17 protein-coding genes and 2 tRNA genes are annotated in these 21,340 nt (G+C 49.0%); 14 read left to right on the forward strand and 5 right to left on the reverse strand.

The genetic code is table 11. The annotated features are described in order from the left end of the window. Window positions 1–295: 295 nt before the first annotated feature. Window positions 296–1,021, reverse strand: a complete 726-nt coding sequence (gene ubiG, locus AB7038_RS07190; RefSeq protein WP_024473819.1) for a bifunctional 2-polyprenyl-6-hydroxyphenol methylase/3-demethylubiquinol 3-O-methyltransferase UbiG — start codon at window positions 1,019–1,021, stop codon at window positions 296–298. Between the two features lie 187 nt (window positions 1,022–1,208). On the opposite strand from ubiG, the gene gyrA reads away from it, so the two are divergent. Continuing rightward, window positions 1,209–3,824, forward strand: a complete 2,616-nt coding sequence (gene gyrA, locus AB7038_RS07195) for a DNA topoisomerase (ATP-hydrolyzing) subunit A (RefSeq protein ID WP_004236765.1) — start codon at window positions 1,209–1,211, stop codon at window positions 3,822–3,824. 174 nt (window positions 3,825–3,998) lie between these two features. Continuing rightward, the gene (gene rcsC, locus AB7038_RS07200; protein ID WP_368888515.1) at window positions 3,999–6,845 is read left to right on the forward strand and encodes a two-component system sensor histidine kinase RcsC; all 2,847 of its coding nucleotides are present in this window, start codon (window positions 3,999–4,001) and stop codon (window positions 6,843–6,845) included. A 70-nt stretch (window positions 6,846–6,915) separates the two neighbouring features. Here the strand turns inward: rcsC and rcsB are convergent, their stop codons facing one another. Continuing rightward, window positions 6,916–7,566 (reverse strand): response regulator transcription factor RcsB, encoded by a 651-nt coding sequence (rcsB, locus tag AB7038_RS07205; RefSeq protein ID WP_004236763.1) that lies wholly within the window; start codon window positions 7,564–7,566, stop codon window positions 6,916–6,918. Next, entirely contained in the window at window positions 7,559–10,273 is a 2,715-nt protein-coding gene (gene rcsD, locus AB7038_RS07210) for a phosphotransferase RcsD (RefSeq protein WP_368888514.1), read from the reverse strand. Before rcsD ends, rcsB begins: the two co-directional genes overlap by 8 nt. Before the next feature lie 207 nt (window positions 10,274–10,480). Between rcsD and AB7038_RS07215 the strand changes: the two genes are divergently transcribed. Together AB7038_RS07215 and AB7038_RS07220 are read left to right on the forward strand one after the other, a co-directional pair. Further along, window positions 10,481–10,568: transfer RNA gene (locus AB7038_RS07215), tRNA-Ser, on the forward strand. Between the two features lie 5 nt (window positions 10,569–10,573). Then, window positions 10,574–10,649: transfer RNA gene (locus tag AB7038_RS07220), tRNA-Thr, on the forward strand. A gap of 474 nt (window positions 10,650–11,123) precedes the next feature. Here the strand turns inward: AB7038_RS07220 and AB7038_RS07225 are convergent. Next, window positions 11,124–11,681: a hypothetical protein gene (locus AB7038_RS07225; protein WP_369453021.1), complete on the reverse strand. Its 558-nt coding sequence runs from the start codon at window positions 11,679–11,681 to the stop codon at window positions 11,124–11,126. 800 nt (window positions 11,682–12,481) lie between these two features. Here AB7038_RS07225 and AB7038_RS07230 point away from each other — a divergent pair. Next, on the forward strand, window positions 12,482–13,168 hold the full coding sequence (locus AB7038_RS07230; RefSeq protein ID WP_368888512.1) for a DUF4431 domain-containing protein: 687 nt from the start codon (window positions 12,482–12,484) through the stop codon (window positions 13,166–13,168). Between the two features lie 210 nt (window positions 13,169–13,378). Further along, window positions 13,379–13,810 carry an antiterminator Q family protein gene (locus tag AB7038_RS07235; RefSeq protein ID WP_368888511.1) on the forward strand — a complete coding sequence of 144 codons (432 nt, stop codon included), beginning with the start codon at window positions 13,379–13,381 and terminating at the stop codon, window positions 13,808–13,810. A 148-nt stretch (window positions 13,811–13,958) separates the two neighbouring features. Here the strand turns inward: AB7038_RS07235 and AB7038_RS07240 are convergent, their stop codons facing one another. Continuing rightward, a complete protein-coding gene (locus AB7038_RS07240; RefSeq protein WP_369453022.1) occupies window positions 13,959–14,483 on the reverse strand; it encodes a hypothetical protein in 525 nt (174 codons plus the stop codon). Between the two features lie 189 nt (window positions 14,484–14,672). Here AB7038_RS07240 and AB7038_RS07245 point away from each other — a divergent pair, with 189 nt between their 5' ends. The 8 genes from AB7038_RS07245 to AB7038_RS07280 all read left to right on the forward strand — a co-directional run bounded on the left by AB7038_RS07245 (window position 14,673) and on the right by AB7038_RS07280 (window position 21,340). Continuing rightward, complete coding sequence (locus tag AB7038_RS07245) at window positions 14,673–15,188, forward strand: phage gateway protein (RefSeq protein ID WP_368888509.1); 516 nt, start codon at window positions 14,673–14,675, stop codon at window positions 15,186–15,188. A 9-nt stretch (window positions 15,189–15,197) separates the two neighbouring features. Next, window positions 15,198–16,685 (forward strand): DUF3383 domain-containing protein, encoded by a 1,488-nt coding sequence (locus AB7038_RS07250; RefSeq protein WP_369453023.1) that lies wholly within the window; start codon window positions 15,198–15,200, stop codon window positions 16,683–16,685. A 14-nt stretch (window positions 16,686–16,699) separates the two neighbouring features. Further along, window positions 16,700–17,152, forward strand: a complete 453-nt coding sequence (locus tag AB7038_RS07255) for a phage tail fiber protein (protein WP_072867610.1) — start codon at window positions 16,700–16,702, stop codon at window positions 17,150–17,152. A 42-nt stretch (window positions 17,153–17,194) separates the two neighbouring features. Beyond that, entirely contained in the window at window positions 17,195–17,653 is a 459-nt protein-coding gene (locus AB7038_RS07260; RefSeq protein WP_072867612.1) for a hypothetical protein, read from the forward strand. Between the two features lie 82 nt (window positions 17,654–17,735). Next, window positions 17,736–19,706 carry a hypothetical protein gene (locus AB7038_RS07265; protein WP_349419396.1) on the forward strand — a complete coding sequence of 657 codons (1,971 nt, stop codon included), beginning with the start codon at window positions 17,736–17,738 and terminating at the stop codon, window positions 19,704–19,706. Then, complete coding sequence (locus tag AB7038_RS07270; protein ID WP_072867617.1) at window positions 19,703–20,242, forward strand: phage baseplate protein; 540 nt, start codon at window positions 19,703–19,705, stop codon at window positions 20,240–20,242. Before AB7038_RS07265 ends, AB7038_RS07270 begins: the two co-directional genes overlap by 4 nt. Further along, complete coding sequence (locus AB7038_RS07275) at window positions 20,239–20,532, forward strand: phage baseplate plug family protein (protein WP_369453024.1); 294 nt, start codon at window positions 20,239–20,241, stop codon at window positions 20,530–20,532. Before AB7038_RS07270 ends, AB7038_RS07275 begins: the two co-directional genes overlap by 4 nt. Continuing rightward, entirely contained in the window at window positions 20,525–21,340 is an 816-nt protein-coding gene (locus AB7038_RS07280) for a baseplate hub protein (protein WP_369453109.1), read from the forward strand. The genes AB7038_RS07275 and AB7038_RS07280 overlap by 8 nt, the downstream gene beginning before the upstream one ends.

Raw genomic sequence — 21,340 nt, forward strand, 5'->3', positions numbered from 1 at the left:
TCCCTGAAACAAATGTTCCGGGAAAGTCAATAGCGGGTGCTGAGCGATTTAAACACAAGATGTAGTGTGTCTGTAAAAGATGGGTAACAAGATAATGATAAATGCGCTCAGGATCAAGTGTATAAAATCAGGATCTTTTGTGGATAACTTGAGGATAGTCACCCGCTGACAGAGTGGTAAGCACTGAGATCCCTGACAAAATGAAACTGTGCTTACCTTATTACGTGAAGCGATAATTTTAGAAAAATGCGATTTGTTTGGCGTTTTATTAATCGCCGGAGTAATTAACTTGACACTATAAAATAAAACGGGTATGCAACATATAATTTACATCCACATTGGGTGCCAGCCAGAATTTATCGCTTAACGGGTTGTAATGTAAGCCAATCATATGCTGCTCGCGCAGACCGGTATTATTCAGCCAGTCAATCAGTTCTGCCGGACGGATAAATTTTTTCGCATCGTGCGTGCCGGGCGGTACCATCTTCAGAATATATTCTGCTGCGATAACCGCCATAAACCAGGCTTTCTTGTTGCGGTTAATGGTGGAGAACACCACATCGCCCCCCGGCTTGACCAGACGGGCACAGGAACGCACCACAGATGCCGGGTCCGGCACATGCTCAAGCATCTCCATGCAGGTCACCACATCATACTGTTGTGCATGTTTTTCGGCGTGCTGTTCCACCGTTTCCTGCACATAGGTGATATCCGTGCCGCTTTCCAGTGCATGCAGACGCGCAACCTGAAGCGGCTCCGCGCCCATATCCAGCCCGGTGACGTCCGCACCTTCCCGCGCCATACTTTCTGCCAGAATTCCGCCGCCGCAGCCGACATCCAGCACTTTCTTCCCGAACACACCGTTAACCCGCTGCTGAATATAGGCCAGACGCAGCGGATTGATCCGGTGCAGCGGTTTAAATTCACCCTCAAGATCCCACCAGCGTGAGGCAACATCCTCAAACTTTTTAATTTCCGCAGGATCGACATTGGCTGTCAGCGGGGAAGCTGTGTCATTCATGGTCTCTTTCTCTCTCTTGCTGCGGCAGAACCTGCCGGAATACGCGATGGCGTCAGTATACAATGCCGGGCGCGGATGCGTCAGAAATAAAATACTCTTCCGATTTTTATATCTCCTTTTTTAAACATTGGCGATTTGTGGTATAGTTCCGCACCTTGAATCCGGAGTAATGAGGGATACTGGCTCCATGAGCGACAATGCCAAAGAAATCTTGCCCGTTAACATCGAAGAGGAGCTGAAAAGCTCGTATCTGGATTACGCCATGTCCGTTATTGTCGGACGCGCGCTCCCCGATGTCAGGGATGGTCTGAAACCGGTTCACCGCCGCGTATTATTCGCGATGAAAGAACTGGGTAATGACTGGAATAAAGCCTATAAAAAATCTGCCCGTGTGGTCGGGGATGTGATCGGTAAATATCACCCCCATGGTGACAGTGCTGTGTATGAAACGATTGTCCGCCTGGCTCAGCCGTTCTCAATGCGCTATATGCTGGTGGATGGTCAGGGTAACTTTGGTTCAATCGACGGTGACTCCGCAGCGGCAATGCGTTATACGGAAGTCCGTATGGCGAAAATTGCCCATGAACTGTTAGCCGACATCGACAAAGAAACCGTGGATTTTGTACCGAACTATGACGGTACCGAAATGATCCCGGATGTGATGCCGACCCGCATCCCGAACCTGCTGGTGAATGGTTCATCCGGCATTGCTGTCGGGATGGCAACCAATATTCCGCCGCATAACCTGGGCGAAGTCATCGACGGCTGTCTGGCCTATATTGATGATGAAGATATCAGCATCGAAGGTCTGATGGAGCACATCCCGGGGCCGGACTTCCCGACTGCAGCGATTATCAACGGCCGCCGCGGTATTCTCGATGCTTACCGCACCGGACGCGGCAAAATTCATATCCGTGCCCGCGCTGAAGTGGAAACGGACGAAAAAACCGGCCGCGAAACCATTATCGTTAATGAAATTCCGTATCAGGTGAACAAAGCCCGCCTGATTGAGAAAATCGCCGAGCTGGTTAAAGAAAAACGTCTGGAAGGTATCAGCGCACTGCGTGATGAATCTGATAAAGACGGTATGCGCATTGTGATTGAAGTCAAACGTGATGCGGTCGGTGAAGTGGTACTGAACAACCTTTATCTGCTGACACAGATGCAGACCACGTTTGGTATCAATATGGTTGCCCTGCATCAGGGACAGCCGAAGATCCTCAATCTGAAAGAAATTCTCAGTGCGTTTGTGCGCCACCGCCGTGAAGTGGTGACCCGCCGGACAATCTACGAATTACGCAAAGCCCGTGAACGCGCCCATATCCTCGAAGGTCTGGCGATTGCACTGGCCAATATCGACCCGATTATTGAGCTTATCCGCCGTGCGCCGACACCTGCGGAAGCAAAAGCAGGGTTACTGGCACAGGCATGGGAACTGGGTACTGTCGCCGCCATGCTGGCCGGTGCCGGTGATGATGCCGCGCGTCCGGAAGGTCTGGATGAGCAGTTTGGTATCCGCGATGGTCTGTATCATCTGACCGAAGTTCAGGCTCAGGCGATTCTGGATCTGCGTCTGCAGAAACTGACCGGTCTGGAGCATGAAAAACTGCTCGACGAATACCGCGAGTTACTGGAACTGATTGCCGGTCTGCTGCATATCCTGCAAAGTCCTGAGCGTCTGATGGAAGTCATCCGTGAAGAACTGGTGGCAGTGAAAGAGCAGTTCAACGATAAGCGCCGTACTGATATCACAGAAAATACAGCGGATATCAACATCGAAGATCTGATCAGTCAGGAAGACGTGGTGGTGACACTGTCTCATCAGGGCTATGTGAAGTATCAGCCGCTGACCGACTATGAAGCCCAGCGCCGCGGCGGGAAAGGTAAATCTGCCGCCCGTATCAAAGAAGAAGACTTTATCGAACGTCTGCTGGTGGCGAACACCCACGACACCATTCTCTGCTTCTCCAACAAAGGGAAGCTGTACTGGCTGAAAGTGTATCAGTTACCGGAAGCCAGCCGTGGTGCGCGCGGCCGTCCGATTATCAACATATTACCGCTGGATCAGGAACAGAACGAGCGTATTACCGCTATCCTGCCTGTCCGCGAATATGAAGAAGGTAAGTTTGTCTTTATGGCGACCGCCAGCGGTACCGTGAAGAAAACCTCCCTGCAGGACTTCAGCCGTCCGCGTAACGCCGGTATTATCGCTGTCAACCTCAATGAAGGGGATGAGCTGATTGGCGTTGACCTGACTGACGGCAGCAACGAAGTGATGCTGTTCTCTGCTGACGGTAAAGTTGTCCGCTTTGCGGAAGATGCTGTCCGTGCCATGGGGCGTACCGCCACCGGTGTGCGAGGTATCCGTCTGGGTGACGACGATGCGGTCGTGTCACTGATTATTCCGCGCGGTGAAGGTGAAATTCTGACGGTCACCGAAAACGGCTACGGCAAGCGGACTGCGGAAGCAGAGTATCCGACCAAATCCCGCGCCACTCAGGGGGTTATCTCCATTAAAGTGAGTGAGCGTAACGGGAAAGTCGTGGGGGCAATCCAGGTCGGTGCGGATGATCAGATTATGATGATCACCGATGCCGGTACGCTGGTCCGTACCCGCGTCTCTGAAGTCAGTATCGTGGGCCGTAATACCCAGGGTGTGACGCTGATCCGTACCGGAGAAGAAGAGAAAGTGGTCGGTCTGCAGCGTGTTGCGGAGCCGGAAGAGGATGAAAATGATTTCTCTGAAGACGGTGAAGTGACAGATGCGGCATCTGATGATAATGCAGAAGAGAATAACGATTAATATCACCGGTTTCCGGTAATATAAAATCAGAAAAACCGATAAAGCAGGAACAATAATATTGTTCCTGCTTTTTATTTACCCCGGGGGTTTTGTAAACATTGCACAGTGGTATATCCTAGACATAACAGTCTGAAACCTCTTGAATATATCAGATTCATTATTGGCGGAGCCCCTTTGAGATACTTTTCATCTTTCCAGACATCACTGAAAATTTCGCGTTACCTGTTCCGGATCGTCGGTGTGATGTTATGGGGGCTGGGGGCGCTGGTGACGGTATTCTATTTACTGAATATCTATAACGGGATGCGCAATGATATCCGCCAGCAATATTATTCCGATTACGATGCCTTATTAGCTTATTTCCGGCAATCCACCGATATGACCCGCGATATCCGTTATATGAATGAACGGTTTGTCGAAAATAAAGAAGTACGGCCGGGAGAGCCCGCAGACCGGACCACTGACGGCTTTTTTATTGATTACCGGGCGCTGAATACCAAAGGCGACTGCGCGGCCTTCCGAACCGGCAGCGGCCCGTATATTATCGCATTCAAAGATCTCCTGACGTACTGGCAGAACAATATCGCCGCCCCGATGGGGCTGAATCAGGTCTTTCTGGTCGGCTCAAAAACCCTGTGTATGGTGTCATTTCCGATCCGCAACCTTTCCACCAGCAGCGAAACGCTGCGCAGAATGGTCAATGATTATTCTCAGAACTATTTCCGCCTGAAAAGCCAGGGGAAAGAGCGCACCATTTACTGGGCGGCACCGGGCAGTAATCAGGGAATGGCCAGCCTGTTTGTGATGATGCCGCTGTATTATGACGGGCGTTTTCTGGCGCTGATGGGCATTGAGCGTAATCTGCAGCTGGAAAACTTTAACCGTCTGCGCGGTTTCCCGGCCAATATGGTGATTATTAATGAGCAGGATGATGTCGTGCTCTCTTATCCGGAAGAAATTAACACACAGAAAAATAAAGACCGTTATCTGGTGGACGATAATTATTTCGGTTATGACGACGAATTCACTCAGCTGGTCTTTAAACGCAGGCTGACGCCGTCGCTGCTGAGTGTGGTATATACCACGCCGCTGAGTTCAATCTATGAAAAACTGAAATTTCAGATCCTCAACGGGGCGATTCTTAATCTGATCTCCGCCATTATTATCGGGTTGTTTACCTGGCTGCTGGAACGGCGGATATTTATGCCGGCTGAAAACAGCGCAATGCGTCTGGAGGAGCACGAGCAGTTCAACCACAAAATTGTGGCCTCCGCCCCGGTCGGGATTTGCATTCTGCGCACACTCGACGGTACGGCACTGCTGAGTAATGAACTGGCTCATAATTACTGGCGTATGCTTTCGTTTGAGGATCGCAACCGCATCGGCCTGCTGATAAAAGACAAACGGCAGGGGATGGAAGATATGGTGACCCGTAACGGCGGGCATCTTCAGGTCAGTTTTGTGCATTCCCGCTATCAGAACGAGGAAGTGGCGATTTGCGTTCTGGTGGATATCAGCGCCCGTGTGCAGCTGGAAAGCTCGTTACAGGATGCGGCACAGGCAGCAGAGCAGGCCAACCAGTCAAAATCCATGTTCCTTGCCACGGTCAGTCATGAGCTGCGCACGCCGCTGTACGGTATTATCGGTAACCTGGAGCTGTTACAGTCCATGGCACATTCGCGGGATGCCCAGCGCCTGCTCGGCACTATGAATAACTCATCTTCATTATTACTGAAAATTATCAGTGATATTCTCGACTTCTCCAAAATTGAATCCAAACAGCTGAAAATTGAGCCGAGAGAGTTTAACTTCCGCGAACATATTCATTTTGTGGTGGCAAACTATCTGCCACTGGTGGCGAAAAAACACCTTTCTCTGTACTGCTTTATTGAAAAAGATGTGCCGGAGCTGGTTTGTAATGACCCGGTGCGGATGCAGCAGGTGATCGCTAACCTGTTTAATAATGCGATTAAATACACGCATGTCGGGATGGTGTGCATTCATGTCTATGTCTGCGGTGAATATCTGCATGTGGATATTCAGGATACCGGCGGCGGTATCAGTGAAGATGAGCTGCGCCAGTTATTCGATCCGTTCTATCAGATTATGCCGAACACTGACAGCCCGTCGCAGGGCACCGGGCTGGGGCTGCCTATCTGTGAAAAACTGATCTCACTGATGGACGGCGATATGATGGTGGAATCGCAGAAAGAGGTCGGCAGTCTGTTCGGGATCCGCTTCCCGTGCTATACCGCCTATCCGTCCGGCCATCATGCGGATATTGTGCCGCTGACCGTACCGCTGGTCTTTGAGTTCCGCAACGGCGTGCTGGCGGATTATATGCAGCGTTACTGGCAGGATATTGCCCCGGCACCGGTTCCGTTGTCTGAATGCCCTGATATTGCCTGTGCGGTGGTGATCACGGACGTGGTGACCCCGGCAATGAAACAGGCACGTCTGCTGATTGAACTGGATGCCGGTTATACCGACAAACCGGTGCCGCTGGGCGGCAATCACTGGCGGCATAACACCCATCAGCTCGACGGGCTGTTTGATTTTGTCTCTGACCGCCTGAATAATCGTCGTCAGGAAGCGGATGATCTGCCGCCGCCGCCACTGCCGGACAGCCAGCAGGCCGCGCATGTCCGGATCCTGATTGTGGATGACCATCCGATTAACCGCCATCTGCTGTCCGATCAGCTGCATCTGTTCGGCTTCCACACCGCAACGGCGGATGACGGGCTGGATGCACTCAATTTCCTCGAAACCCATGAAGTGGATATTATTCTGTCAGACGTCAACATGCCGAATATGAACGGTTATGACCTGACCCGCACACTGAGAGAGAAGGGGATGACACTGCCGGTTATCGGGATCACCGCCAACGCGATGGCGGAAGAGCGCGAGCGCTGTCTGGCTTCCGGCATGAATGATTGTCTCTCCAAACCGGTCTCGATGCAGGCGCTGCGCACCATGATGCAGTACTACATCCCGCAGGTCACGCCGCCTGTGGAGGAATAACCGGACACATAAAAAAACCGCCGTTCAGATGAATGGCGGTTTTGTATCAGTACTGTAAAACGTGTCCGGATTACTCGTCTCTGTGGCTGTCAATAGTGACAGACGAAAGGTAATTCAGCAGAGCGATATCGTTATCCACACCCAGTTTCAGCATGGCGGATTTTTTCTGGCTGCTGATGGTTTTGATACTGCGGTTCAGTTTACGCGCAATCTCAGTGACCAGATGTCCTTCGGCAAACAGACGCAGAACCTCACTCTCTTTCGGAGACAGGCGCTTATCGCCGTACCCGTTGGCATTCACTTTTTCCAGCAGTTTGGAAACGCTGTCAGGGGTGAATTTCTTTCCTTTCTGCAAAGAGGCCAGTGCTTTCGGCAGATCAGCCGGCGCACCCTGCTTCAGTACGATCCCTTCGATATCGAGGTCCAGTACGGCACTGAGGATCGCCGGATTATTGTTCATCGTCAGAACAATAATCGCCAGGTCAGGATAATGGCGCTTGATATACTTGATAAGCGTAATACCATCACCGTATTTATCTCCCGGCATGGAGAGGTCAGTGATCAGAACATCCGCATCCAGGCGTGCTAAGTTATTGATGAGTGAAGTGGAATCTTCAAATTCACCAACAACATTAACCGTTTCCAGCTGTTCCAGAGACTTCTTTATCCCGAACAGAACAATAGGATGGTCATCAGCGATAATAACATTCAGGTTATTCATACTCTTGGTTACCTTGCTGCAGCAATTCAGTGACAATGGCATCAATTTCCCGGATACCTTCATCCACCTTCATTTTGTTTTTGTCAGCGATACAGCGTTCTATATCTTCACAGCGTGATTTCAGATAATCAAAGTCGAGCACAGCAAAGACCCCTTTGACCCGATGTACTGTCAGCGCCAGTGGCTGCAATTCACTTAATTCTGCTTCCGTGTACATCTTACTTATATCAGGAGGGACTGTGGTGGCAAACAAGTCTTTATACGTACTTTGTGCCAGCTGATTTTTATATAACGCAACAACTTCCCTGACGGAAAGCGCTGCTGTATTAATACCCGTATTCCCGGGTAAGAATCTATCATCAAACTCATCCGAAGTTAAGCTTTGTTCGATAAGCAGCGTAATAGCATTCAGAATTTCATCATTGAAATTATAATTACACTCCACCAGGGAAGGCGTAATCATTCTGTGTTCAATAATGTCATTTCGTAAAAAGAGTATTGGCTTTCTCGCTTTCTTATCAAAGTCAGTTATCAGGATGTCATATTCATCTTGCAATAATGCGCGATTTTTATCAAATAAAATTCCGCCATTTTCAATTATAATGGTGTTAATTATTTCCCGAATACTCGGATTAATGATATTGATCTTAAACAGCGTATCTTCCAGCACCTCTGACGACTCACCGATCATCTCGGTGGCAGGCAGCGGCAACTCGACAGTGTAGTGTGTGCCGATATCCGGTTTACTGTCTATTTTCAGCTCTCCGCTGAGTTTTTTACATAATAAATCACACAAATAGAATGCCAGCCCCGAGTTCGGACGCCCCTCCGTCTCTGCGACCTGAAACATAAACGGGTCGTGCAGATTAACAAGATCAGATTGCGGCAGACCGGAGCCGCTGGCGATTATTTCTAATCTGATATTATTATGTTCATCTTTAAATATATTCTTAAGGCGAATAACTAACTTTCCGTATTTTAAATTGCTGACAGCATAATTCAGTAATAATAAAAATATCTTACTGATAATAGGGCCGTCACCAATGTAATTCAGCTGTTTATTAATACTGTTATGGAAATAAAGCGGAATACCTTTGTCATTTATCTGACGTGAGAATTGTTTAACGATATCCTCGACGGTCTGTGACAACAAAAACTCATCATTGGTCGGTTTCCAGTCATCACTTTCCAGATCAGCCAGCAGAATAATATTTTCGATCCACTCGCACAGATAACCGGATTCCGTCACCACTTTATCCATCAGCATGCTGCCGGCAGGATCAGTCACATAAGGTGCCAGTGTATGCAGGTCATTACCAAGCTGTTTGACCGGTACCACCAGCTCGGAACGGATATTTGACAGCACAGACTGACGGGCTTTGATACTTTTCTTATACTCACGGTCAGACAGTTGCAGGCGGCGCGCGGTCAGCGCCTCCTGATCCACATCCCGGAACAGAATCAGATAAGTATCATTCATATTACGGACCGGATTCATACTGACTTCATAAACTACGTTATCAATGGTGGTCTGGATCCGGCCCTGATGCTCGCGGGCCATATCGCGGGTTTTATTCAGGTCGCTGAGGGTCAGCAGCTGACTGGCGATGGTATTACTGACCAGCCGTTTGTTGGCGGCAAAATCATAAATCGCCAGCCCGATAGGCAGTTGCGCCACAATTTCATTGGTTATCGCCTCACTGTTTCTGGCCTGGCGGACCAATGTATTGAGCGGGGAAATGAACCGCTTGCGGATATAAACAAGACCGCCGACGGAGAGCATACTGAACAGGAATACAGAAATTAACAGCCAGATATTGGCCGCCAGCATCTCTTCGGCCAGAGACAGCAGTGAGAGCTGATAAACCACCTGATACGGCATTTCACGCAGACGGTAACTGAGTTTCAGTGACAGGCCGTTAATACTGATCTGCACCGCATTCGGGCGGTTGCTGAGAGTATGGGACTCAGCCGGGATCAGTGACAGATTGGATAAATCCAGATTATCCGGCACCAGGTTATTCACCGGTAAATCAAACGCCACCACACTGGTCAGCTGACCCGGGTTATTAAACATCGCGCGGTAGGTATAGTAATAGGTTGATTCTGACGGCATCTTGGTAAAGGAGGAGAGGGTTTCCCGTTCATCCAGCGCCGTGGAATCCGCCAGCATTTCCGCCCGTTTTTCATCAGCACCCAGTGTCAGCGGACTTTCGCGGTAACGCAGCTCCGGACGCAGGGCAGAATGAGATGTCACCAGCAGCAGACTGTTATCCAGCCCGTTGAGGTAATACACAGAATTAAACTGATTTTCGCCGCCCCACAGAATGGTCAGATAGTCCGAAAAACGCCGTGCGATGGCGTAGGTCTCATCATTGGTCTGGCCGAACAGGATGGCGTCCACAACCGGCACACGGCTGTCAATCCAGTAAATATCATTCAGGATCTTATGTGGCGGAACGAGCTCAGGCCGTTTCTCGGTGTCCGTGGTATTGGCGAGCCGGAACAGTTCAGCGGACTGATAGCGGTACGTTTCAACCTGATGCTCTATCCGGCTGCTGAAACTGTAGAGTGCGCCTTTTTTGTTTCCCAGCCAGGCATCGTAATAGTTATATCCGTATAAAAAGAGAGACAGGACTAATAACGAAACAAATGATGCATAAAAGCCGGGTATCGCATAAGGCTTGGAATGTGACTGTCTGTACATATGTTCCGTTGCGACCTTATAGTAAGTACTTGACTGTAAATTCACCGGGAATTAATTCTATCATACTAATTCCCGTCACAATAACAGCAGTATTCCGCCGCAGGGGCGGTATGATGCATGAATGTTGAGCAGGCAGACAAAAAAATCGGATTTTTTTGCATATAGGGGTAGACAGGTTCCTCATTTTTCAGCATAATCGCGCCCCATGGAAGGATGGCCGAGTGGCTTAAGGCAGCGGTCTTGAAAACCGCCGACGGGAGACCGTCCTAGAGTTCGAATCTCTATCCTTCCGCCAAATTCGCCGGCTTAGCTCAGTTGGTAGAGCAACTGACTTGTAATCAGTAGGTCACCAGTTCGACTCCGGTAGCCGGCACCATATAAAACCCGCCATGTCTTTGATATGGCGGGTTTTTTCTATGTCTAATTATGTATCAGACTGATTTTATTAGTGCGCGCGCCATACTCGTGCCATTAATCCCCATGCCCACTCCTGATATTGCCAATAACGTCAAAAAGTGATCTCCATAGCCGGTACCATATTAAAGCCCGTTATTGTCCACTAAGGTGCGACAAGAGCAGACTATTTTCTTTATTCGTTAAAAAATAGGTGTGTGTTTGTCCGGTTTTATCCGGTTTTGTCCGTTGCAACCGGGCAGTAACACCACCATCCGGCATAATCGGCTTTATGAGGGGCTGACGGGGAAATGTCATAGTAAGGAAAGTCAGGCAGAGCAGATTTTTATCATGCTGTTAAAATGAATGATTATAGAGTATAACCAAACAAGGACATATTTCGCCTTGCCTGGTTAATACAATATATTGAATTTATTGGATTAAGTTTGTCATGTATTTATTTGTAACTCTTACCGCCGGTAAACCAGTTCTTTTCAAACTCACATTCTTTATCATCACCCCAGCTATTCGGAACGGACTGCTGCGTATTTAAATCAATTATTCCTATTCCTGTATTGGTTGGATACAAATCATAATCATGCCCTTCCAGGGGAATGAAGTTATATGTATAAGTTGTATATTCTTGGTTGTACTGACTTCTGAATGTTTCACGAGTGTAAGTTATTTTAAGTCTTTGGTTCGCTTTGAGCCTGTATTCAAGGGCATCAGCCCCCTTTAATTGCTCTGATGGCGGAAGCATCTCTGGTAGTCTTTTGTTAAATGTTGATTTTATACCAACGATATTAAAACCAGGTCCCAGACTTTTGTCTGATACTTTTTTGTAACAGCTTCCCTCTTTTTCATATATTTCCATTGAAAGCGGCGGCATGTAATTTTTAGCCCTGATTCTTGAAGCATCAGGACCTGTATAATCGTCAGGTGCTTTACTGAGACTGACTGAACAAGCGGATAATGAACTTATCATGACGCAAACAAACAGATGTTTTTTCAACATATTTTTCCTTGACATATAATTATTATTTACCATGTTGGTCGTTGCGGTTTTTAAATAAACATTCAGCCCGGTGAGACCCGGGATTCAGAATTTGGCTTAAGTATAATCAAGTGCAGATTTATATGGTATGTGTCTAAATATACAGTTGTGTTTACATGTTGTCCGAAAATGCCATTATTACCCTCTGATGGCGGGATTTCTTCCCGCTAAATATTTTCATACTGTGAAACGGGCGGTTTGCGGGTGAGATAAATGGACGTGACAAAGTTCCTTTGTACAACCCCATTGAACTCTTCATCAGCTATCTGCCCTATCTGGCTAAGAAATTGGATCCATTGTGATTCAGGTAAACCGGAGACCTGTGAAAATGTGGCTGCCAGGTCACGCAATAGAACAACCAACCAGAACTAATTAGTGGTTTGGTTCTTTTTGATAATCATTATGTGATGCGTTCAGATTTTTCTGTTGAAATAGCGGATTCCGGCCATCAGGTAAAATGATAGAGTGGCGGAACGATAATCACGGAGAGTACGGATATGATTTCATCATCACTGATTCTTTTATTTTTGTTTGCCATACCGGTTAGTCCGGGCGTGATCATTGATATATTTTATGCTGCCAGCCGGATGCCGTAATAGGGTATTCATGCTTAAAAATAAATCATACAAAGATTATCTGTGACCTGACCTGCGTTAAATGCGATTTATCCTGTGGCACAATAACGGAGAGTTAAGGGACAACAGCCGTTGATGTCTGGTTTTTATCTTTGTAAGCTGTCACCGGGAAACAGAAGGTCTGGTATGAAAAAAGTGGTGGTTATAACCTGTTTGTTATTTTCTTCTTCGTCTTTTGCGGTCAGTTTTGATTGCAGCAAAGCACAGAGTAAAACAGAAAAACTGGTGTGCGATAGTCCGTCATTATCTCAGGCGGATGATGAATTATATGCAGATTATCTGCAGGCAAAAAAAATCACCGGAAACAGTGATGAGTTTAAAAAGACAGTCAGAGAAAACCGGAAACTGAGATTGCAGAATTGTGATACAGAAGCATGCCAGCTGGAATGGTATAAAAAATCATCTGTGTTGTTCCGGAATATTGCTGACAGTAAAAATCCGGCATCAGCGCAGACATGCTATGAGGACGGGCAGCAGGTGACATTAACCGGTACGCTGAAACGTGTTGTATTTCCGGGGCCGCCAAATTATGAAAGCGTGGAAGAGGGGGATGAACCGGAACCGTATTGGGTTCTTTTTACCAAAGCACCGTTGGCCTGTATAAAAGACAGTCCGGACTGGGGCAGTAATGACCAGTTTCAGCTGATAGTAAGAGGTGATTTTTACAGCAAAAACCAGCGTTATCTGAATCAGCAGGTCTCTGTTACCGGCGAAATGTTTTATGCCGAAACCGGGCATCACCATACACCGGTATTAATCGATGTGACAGTAATAAAAGGCGTGAAAGTTATTTCACCGTCAGATAACCACTAATTTTGTGTTTCACTGATATTTGTTCCGGATATTCATAAGGTTAATCTCCCTGTTATTTCCGGAGCAGATTAACATTACCTGTAAAAATACTGTATATCTATACATGAAAATTCCGGGGCGGGCTTTTTCTGTCAGTGTACCGGCGCCTGAACGGGCACTGAAGAGGAGCTGATACCGGGAAATAATACGGATACTATACAGGTGAATATTATGAGCAGAGACATTCAGACGATACTGTTGCACTGGGGCGGCTGGGCAGCGGGTGATCACTGTGCGGGCATGGGCTGGGCCCGTGTTTCATCAGGATTCAGGGAGCTTGCTCAGAACAGCAGTAAACAGAGAGCCTCATGCAGTGATGAGGATGGCCGGGTTATCGACCGTTGTGTATCCATGCTGGGTACGGCCGGTCTGGAACGTGAACGCGACTATATTACGGATTATTACGTGAAAGGGATGAGCAAGCGGGCGATCGGACGTAAATATAAAGTCCGCGAGGATGAGATCCGTAAACAGGTACAGAGCGCGGAAAGCTTTATTTTTGGTTGTCTGGAAATGCTGGCGGTGCAGCTGGATATGGATATTCTATATAAAGCGTATCCTGATGTCCGGAGCACATTGGTGCGGCCGCAAACAGTGTGCTAATCTGTAAAAAATGACGAATTACATATTGAAAGGCATTCAGATTCTGAATGCCTTTTTGTCGTTATGACGGGATATTTTTCCGTTGTCCGGAGCACATTGGTGCGGTCGCAAACTGCATGCTAATCTGTAAAAAATGACGAATTGCACTTCACGGTGAAGGATATGCGGCGTAAAAGTCATCGCAGGTTTCTTTTAATTCAGTCAGTTCATAAGCCATAACGTCTTTATTATCTTTAACGGCATGATAGCGGGATTTGAGTTTTACTATCAATGAATCCGGGACAACATCATTGTCATCAGGATCACGCTTTGCACAATAAAAATAAAACATCGCTTTTTGCAGGACAGAAACCGGTAATACATCGTAATGGCAGGATAAATACTGAATAACATATTCGTGGTATTTATCTGATGACAGCAGTAACCACTCCATACATTGGGCTTTAAAATAATCATTACTGATTACCGGCGATTCCATTATTCTTTTCCGGAAATCACAGGATAAATCCGGGTCACGTACAGAAAGTACATCCAGATAAAAACCCGCTTCTTCTGCACCCTCGTCTTCACAGTCGCAGTTGATATATAGCGGGTTGATATAACCCTGTTTCAGGTACAGTGTTAAACCATCAGCCAGTTCCTGTACGGATTTGCTGTTGTAATCGTTATTCATTATGCCGGCTCCGGTCTTATGATATATGGCGGGTGCCGTTAATATACGGTTTCCTGACGGAAATTAAATCATTATTTATTTGCCATTATATCACTGCACCGGAATACGGTGTGTCCGGCCCTGCCTGAGAGCAGGGCTTTTTTATGGCCTGACAGGAGGCAGATATTATTCACAGGCACTGAGGTAAGAATGAATGATAAAGACATTGAATTAATTATTTATAACCAGCTGGTTACTGAGCTGAAAAGTCACGGTATTACCACGGGGGTTAAAGCTGGTTTCTTTCCGGAAAATCATATCTCCGGAGAGGATTTTATTGCCTTTTATCCCGTTGGTGAGACACCTGCGGGATGGCAGAAACGCAGCTATGCCGTCCGCGGGCAGAATGCTAATCATACCGAAAGCCAGATAACTGAAAAAAAATACCGGGTTCAGGGATTTATTACTGAATCTCAGACACATACCGCCGGTGATATTGTGGCCGCAGTCAGGATGATTGTGAATTCACTGCCCTTTACCGGTGTGCTGAATAAACAGGGAATCGGTGTTCAGCGCGCCGGTGCAATCCGGGTGCCGTATCTGGCTGACGACCAGGGGCATTACAGACAGGCACCTTCTTTTGATTTCAATGTGACGTTTACCCGTACACTCCGCCCGGAGACCGGCGTTGTTTCAGCGCTGTTCCCGGATATTTACTGCATATAAGGTTTTACTATGCCAATTAAACAAACACACTATGTCGATATCGCCTCTGCGGTCATCGGCGCTTCTGCTGTGCCTGAGCGTAAGCTGACCGCACGGTTATTTTCTGCTGATCCGAAAATTCCGGCCGGTCATGTCCTGGAGTTTGCGCCGGGTCAGGTTGATGAACTGCTGGGCGCTGATTCACCGGAAGCTCAGTTTGCCCGTCAGTATTTCAGTTATGTCAGTCCGGCACCGGTCAGTAAACCGAAAGAGCTGCAGATTGCCTCATACGCGCCGGTCGGGCGCACACCGGCACTGTTCGGCGTCAAAGCGGCCGCGCTGGCTGATCTGACTGCCGTCACCGACGGCACACTGTCTGTAACCATCGGTCAGACTACCAAAAACTATAAGGATCTGGATTTATCGGCGGCCAAATCCTATGCCGATATTGCCTCGCTGATCCAGGCAAAACTGAATGCTGAGAGCGAGCCGCAGTTCGCGGGCAGTTATCTCACGTTTAATGCGCAAAAGAATGCGTTCGAACTGAACGGCGGTGTACAGGAGCATGTCTCCGCCGGTGTGGCGTATTCTGTCCTCGCGGATGCCATGGGTCTCTCTTCCGGTCTGTCATCTGAAGGGCATCCGGCGCAGACACCACTGGAAGCCTTTATGGTGGCAGAGCAGGTATCTGATTCATTCGGCAGTGCGGCGTTCCTTACTGAATTACCCGCGGAGCAGGCTGTGCCGCTGGCGCAGTATGTCGCCGGTGAGAATGTGAAATATCAGCTGCATCTCAGTGTGACCGCCGGCAATGCAGAGGAATTAAATTCCGCGCTGGCAGGTACGGCATCTGTTGGTCTGAACCTGAAAACGGACAATGGTTACTTCATCCAGGCGCTGCCGATGGCGGTGATGGCGGCGACCGATTATGACCGGACGAATGCCGCAACAAACTACATGTTCCGTCAGCTGGGTGTGACCTTTCCGGCACAGGTGACCAAAGACGCGGATGCGGATCGCTTCGACAAGCTGCGCGTGAACTATTACGGCGAAACGGCGGTGGCCGGCTCGCAAATCCGTTTTTATCAGCGCGGCTTCCTGTGCGGCGGAGCATCTGATCCGCTGGATATGAGTGTTCACGCCAACGAGCAGTGGCTAAAAGCGTATATCGCACAGCAGTGGTTCAGCCTTCTGCTGGCCACCCGCGGTGTTCCTGCCAATAAAGACGGCGAGGCACAGGCGCTGATGGTGATTGCCGGTGCAGTTACCAAAGCACTGGATAACGGCACTATTCTGGCCGGTAAAAACCTGACGGAAGTACAGAAAATCGCAGTGGCAGATGCTTCCGGTGATGATCTGGCCTGGCACGATGTGCAGGACAAAGGTTACTGGTATGACGCGAAAATCACCGAAAACACCGGCAAAAGTGGTCTGCCGGAGTATGTCATGAAATACGTGCTGATTTACGGCAAAGGCGACTGGATCCGTAAAGTCGAAGGCTCACATAACTTAGTGTAAGTAAGGAAAAAAATATGATTGAAGTATCAGCAACCGGTCTCGCGCTGGTGGTAAAAGCCAGCAAAACCTTTCCGTCCGGTATTCTTATCACCGCTTTTGCGGATGATGCGGACCCGCTGGATTTTCCGGCGACAGAGATTGTTAAAACGGGTGTGGATATCAACGGTAACCTGCTGAGCTGGTCAGCACCGGCACCGCAGACGGTAACAATTAACGTACCGGCGGGCAGTGAGGAAGATCAGAACCTGGCTATCCTGCTGGACGCGAATACAGCGAAAAGAGGCCGCCGCGCCGCCGGGGATAACATCACGATGGTTGCCTCTTACGGTAACGGTTCGACCACCACCGCACGTAACGGCCGTATCACTAACGGCAGCCGCGGAAGCTCTGTCGCCAGTGCGGGTCGTCTGAAATCCAAACAATACATATTTGTATTCCAGGATTTTGATTTTACACGTAATCGTTAATTCTGAGCGGGCTGCGGCCCGCTTTTTTTACGGGAAAAAAATATGCTGATCAAACCTAAAGAAGTGGCGGTAAAAGATGCCGATGGTATTGAGAAAACATTCATTATCAGTCGTCTTCCGGCAATTACCGGGCGGGAAATTCTCGCCAAATATCCGCTGTCCAATGCCCCGAAAATCGGTGACTACGAAGTCAGTAAAGATGCCATGCTGAAAATGATGGCCTATGTGTGTGTGCCGGTCAGCGGTGAAGAGATCCCGCTGAAAACACAGGCCCTGATTGATAACCATGTGCCGGACGGGGAATCACTGATCCGCCTTGAGCTGGAAATGCTGAAGTACAACACCAGTTTTTTCGGCAAAGGCGGGAGCCAAGGTTTCCTCCCCTCCCTGCTCAGCAGGGCAGGCAGTTCACTCCCGTCGGTTATAAAAACGCTGATAGCTTCTTTGCAGTCATCATCAGTGAAAAACTCGCCACCCTCAGCGAACTCAAAACCTCAGTAGATCTGGAGGAGGCACTGGATCTGTGGGAAATCGCCATTACCAACAGATATAACGAAGCGCTGGCCGCTTTAAAGGATAGATAATGTCTCTGACGGAAACCTTTGTTCAGTTAATTGAATCTGATATCAGTCAGACAAACGGCGCACTTGATAATCTCCGGCGTTCCACGGATGACATCGTTGACGATATAAAACAGGCGCAGCAAAACACGCTGACGTTCGGCAGCCTGCTGAAAGAGATGTGGCCGTGGCAGGAGCAGGTAAGCGGCGGGCAATATATTGAGTTTGAGAGTAATGCCGGGGAAGTGACAAAACAGACCGGTGAAATGAGTACGAAACTGAGTGCTATTGTAACCTCGCTGGTGCAGTTTACCGGCGGGGAATCGGACTCTGTATTTAAGGCGCTGAAGCAGAATCATGATGAGCTGCAGAACAGCATCTCTGAAACCCGGCGCACCGGCGAGGCAGCAGCAGCGGCAGAAATAGGTGCTCAGAAAAAAGTACAGAGCGCTCTCAGTGATTCGGATGCCGCCTGGCAGAGTGCATTTGATAACGTTGCGGCGCTGGCAGAAAAATCCCTCAATTTCGCCGGTATTTCAACGACAATCACCGGACTTATCAGTGATGCGGCAGCCCGCGCTGCTGAAATTGAATCCATTGATAAGCTGGGCAGAGAAATCAATATCACCACGCAGGATGTGGATGCGTTTTCCGGTTCGGTCGCTGCGCTTGGCGGAACACGCAGTGCCGCACAGGCTGATTTATCCGCGATGGCAAAATCATTCGGTTTTGCCGGGGATTCGATGGAAAAAGTGCTGCAGACTGCGGATAAAGTGCAGGGGATGTCATTCGGCGAGGCCAAAAAAACGCTCGGCGGACTGGGTGTTGAGGATAACGGCACCATTGAACTGCTGATGAAAGGGCGGGAAGAGCTATCCCGGATGATGGAAACGCAGAAAGACTATGGTGGTATCACCCGCGAGAGTATTGAGCAATCCATCAGTTTTAACAATGCCATGCTGAGCCTGGAGCAATCCGCCGGTCTCCTGAAAAACAGCCTGATGGGGATGCTGATCCCGGTGCTGGCTCAGGGGCTGGACTGGCTGGAAAAAATCGTTGTTTTTGCGAAAGAAAACAAAAACTTTGTCACCGGCTTTTTTATCGCGGTGGCCGCCGTCGTGACAGGCAAATATGTTCACGCTATGAAACTGGCACAGATCAGTACATGGACCGCCATGCTGCCGGTTATGGCGGTGGTGGCGGGGATCCTTTTGCTGGCGGCGGTTTTTGCACTGGTGTATGACGACATCATGAATTTCATCGACGGTAACGACTCGATGATCGGACGGATACTCGACAGTTATCCGGGGCTGAAAGCGGTCATTCTCACGGTGTGGGAGGCGTTTGTCGTCCTGTTTGACTTCATTATGTCGGTGATTGGCGTTGTGGCGGATATTGTCGTCGCGGCTTACAACACCATGAACACGGCACTCAATGAGTTTATTGACTGGCTGACCGTCAGTATTCAGGGGGTGATGGCCTGGGGCGCTGAATTTGAGGCAGTCTTTGATACCGTGTCAGATGCGGTTGTCGGTATCTTCACATGGCTGTGGGAGCAGATTGAAGAGATCCTCGGCTGGATCAGTAAGGGGATGGATCTGGTCAAAGAGGGCTGGAGTACAGTGAAAGGCTGGGTCGGTATGGGGGATTCGGCAGAGATTGAGCAGAATGTTAAGCGTACTGTCACCACGAAGGGCAAACTGGAGTACAGCATCCCGGAAACCCCGCCTCTCAGTGAAGAGGAAACACTGAAACTTGCCGGACAAATCACCGGCCATGTCACCACGCTGGCAGCCAATCCGATGGCATCCCTGACCAGCGGAACGATCAGTAATCAGTCTGCGGTCAGCAATGAAAGTAATGTCTCTATCGGTGAGCTCCGTATCGTTGCCAAAGACGGTGATCCGCAGACCATTGCGGCAGATATCGTTGAGGTACTGCGGCAGCACATCGAAAATATGGGACATGAATATAATTCGGGGATGGAGAAATGATAACAGAAGTCAAAATCTTTGATGTGAACTCATTTGCCACGCTGTTTGATTCAGCAAGCCCGGTGAAACTGACGGTTACTGATACCCATAAAGCCACATCGTTTCAGGTGGAATCCGGTGAAACCCGCAGTGATCATGTTGTGGTTAATGCGGTGACTATCAGTATGGATTTAATGCTCACCGGTGAAACAGAAGATGAGTTTAAGGCAATACAGCAAGCGTACGACAATCACAAACTGGTGTGTATTCAGACCAGGGTGAGAGCCTACGGGCCGATGCTGATCACCTCTTTTACCCATGATGAAAATCCGGAAATGGCTGATGGTCTCAGTCTCTCTCTGACCTTTACCGAGTGGCGGGTGATTGAACCGGAATACGGCGAACTACCGCCGCGCAAGGTGGTGAAGAAAAAACAGAGCAGCACGATGAACTGCGGCAAAGTGCAGGCTCAGACGGCGGCACCGCCACCGGCGAAAAAAAGTTCTGTTGCCGTCAACGTCGCTGACGGGACTGCCGGTAAACCGGGGGGCAAATGAAAATTATACCACTGAATACCGTACCGAATCAGCGCCTGCGGGTCACGCTGGGTGAACAGGAATGGGAACTGACAATCAAAACCGCGCACGGAGTGATGTGCTGTGATATCCGCTGCGATGATGAGATTGTTGTGCAGGGGATGCGGATGCTGCCGGATCAGCTGCTGATCCCGTACCGCTATCTTACGTCCGGCGGCAATTTTACGTTACTGACCGGCGGGGACGCATTACCCTGGTGGGAACAGTTCGGAAAAACACAGACACTGGTCTGGCGGGGGGATGATGATTGACTTACGCAGGATCCGCTGTGCCATCGAAGTTAACGGTCGTCTGCAATGGTATGAGGGCATGCGCATGCATGCTTCGGGCACGAAATACGCCAATCCGTTACAGAATGATTGTTCATTCAGCATTGATGGCCTGAATACACAAACCCGCAACATGCTGCTGACGGAAACCAGTCCCTTTACGGAGAGTAAAACGCCGCACCGGATCATCCTGGAAGCCGGGCGGCGCAGTACCGGCGTATTCCGCATCTTTACCGGCGATATTGTCAGCGCGGAAATTGCGTCACCGCCGGAGGTAACACTGACGCTGAAAGCCAAAACCGGCAATGCCGGTACCCGCGATATTGTCACCTCCGGCGGGGAGGCGATGTCAAAAATGAGTGAGATCGCTGCAAAAATCGCAAAAGACTGTCACGTTTCACTGGATTTCCAGGCGACCGATAAAAATGTCGCCAACTGGTATTTTTGCGGTCCCGCGCTGAAGCAGATTGAGCGGTTGCAGGATGCCGGGAATGTGAAAGCCTTTATTGATGACGATGTGCTGTATGTGAAAGACAGGGATAAAGCGCTGTCCGGGAAACTGCGCATTCTGAGTCAGAAAACCGGCATGATCGGGATCCCGAAAGCGACGGAGAAAGGGCTTGAAGTGTCATATCTGATCGACGGCGAATCCTGCCTCGGCGGTATGCTGCGGCTGAACAGCAAATTCAACCCGTCGCTGAACGGGGATTACATCATCGAGCAGCTGAAATTCGATATCGCCTCACATGAGGATGCCTTTTTTTATACGGCAATCTGCAAACGGGCCTGA

This window comes from Morganella morganii (genome assembly GCF_041099235.1).
Taxonomy (GTDB): Bacteria; Pseudomonadota; Gammaproteobacteria; order Enterobacterales; family Enterobacteriaceae; genus Morganella; species Morganella morganii_E.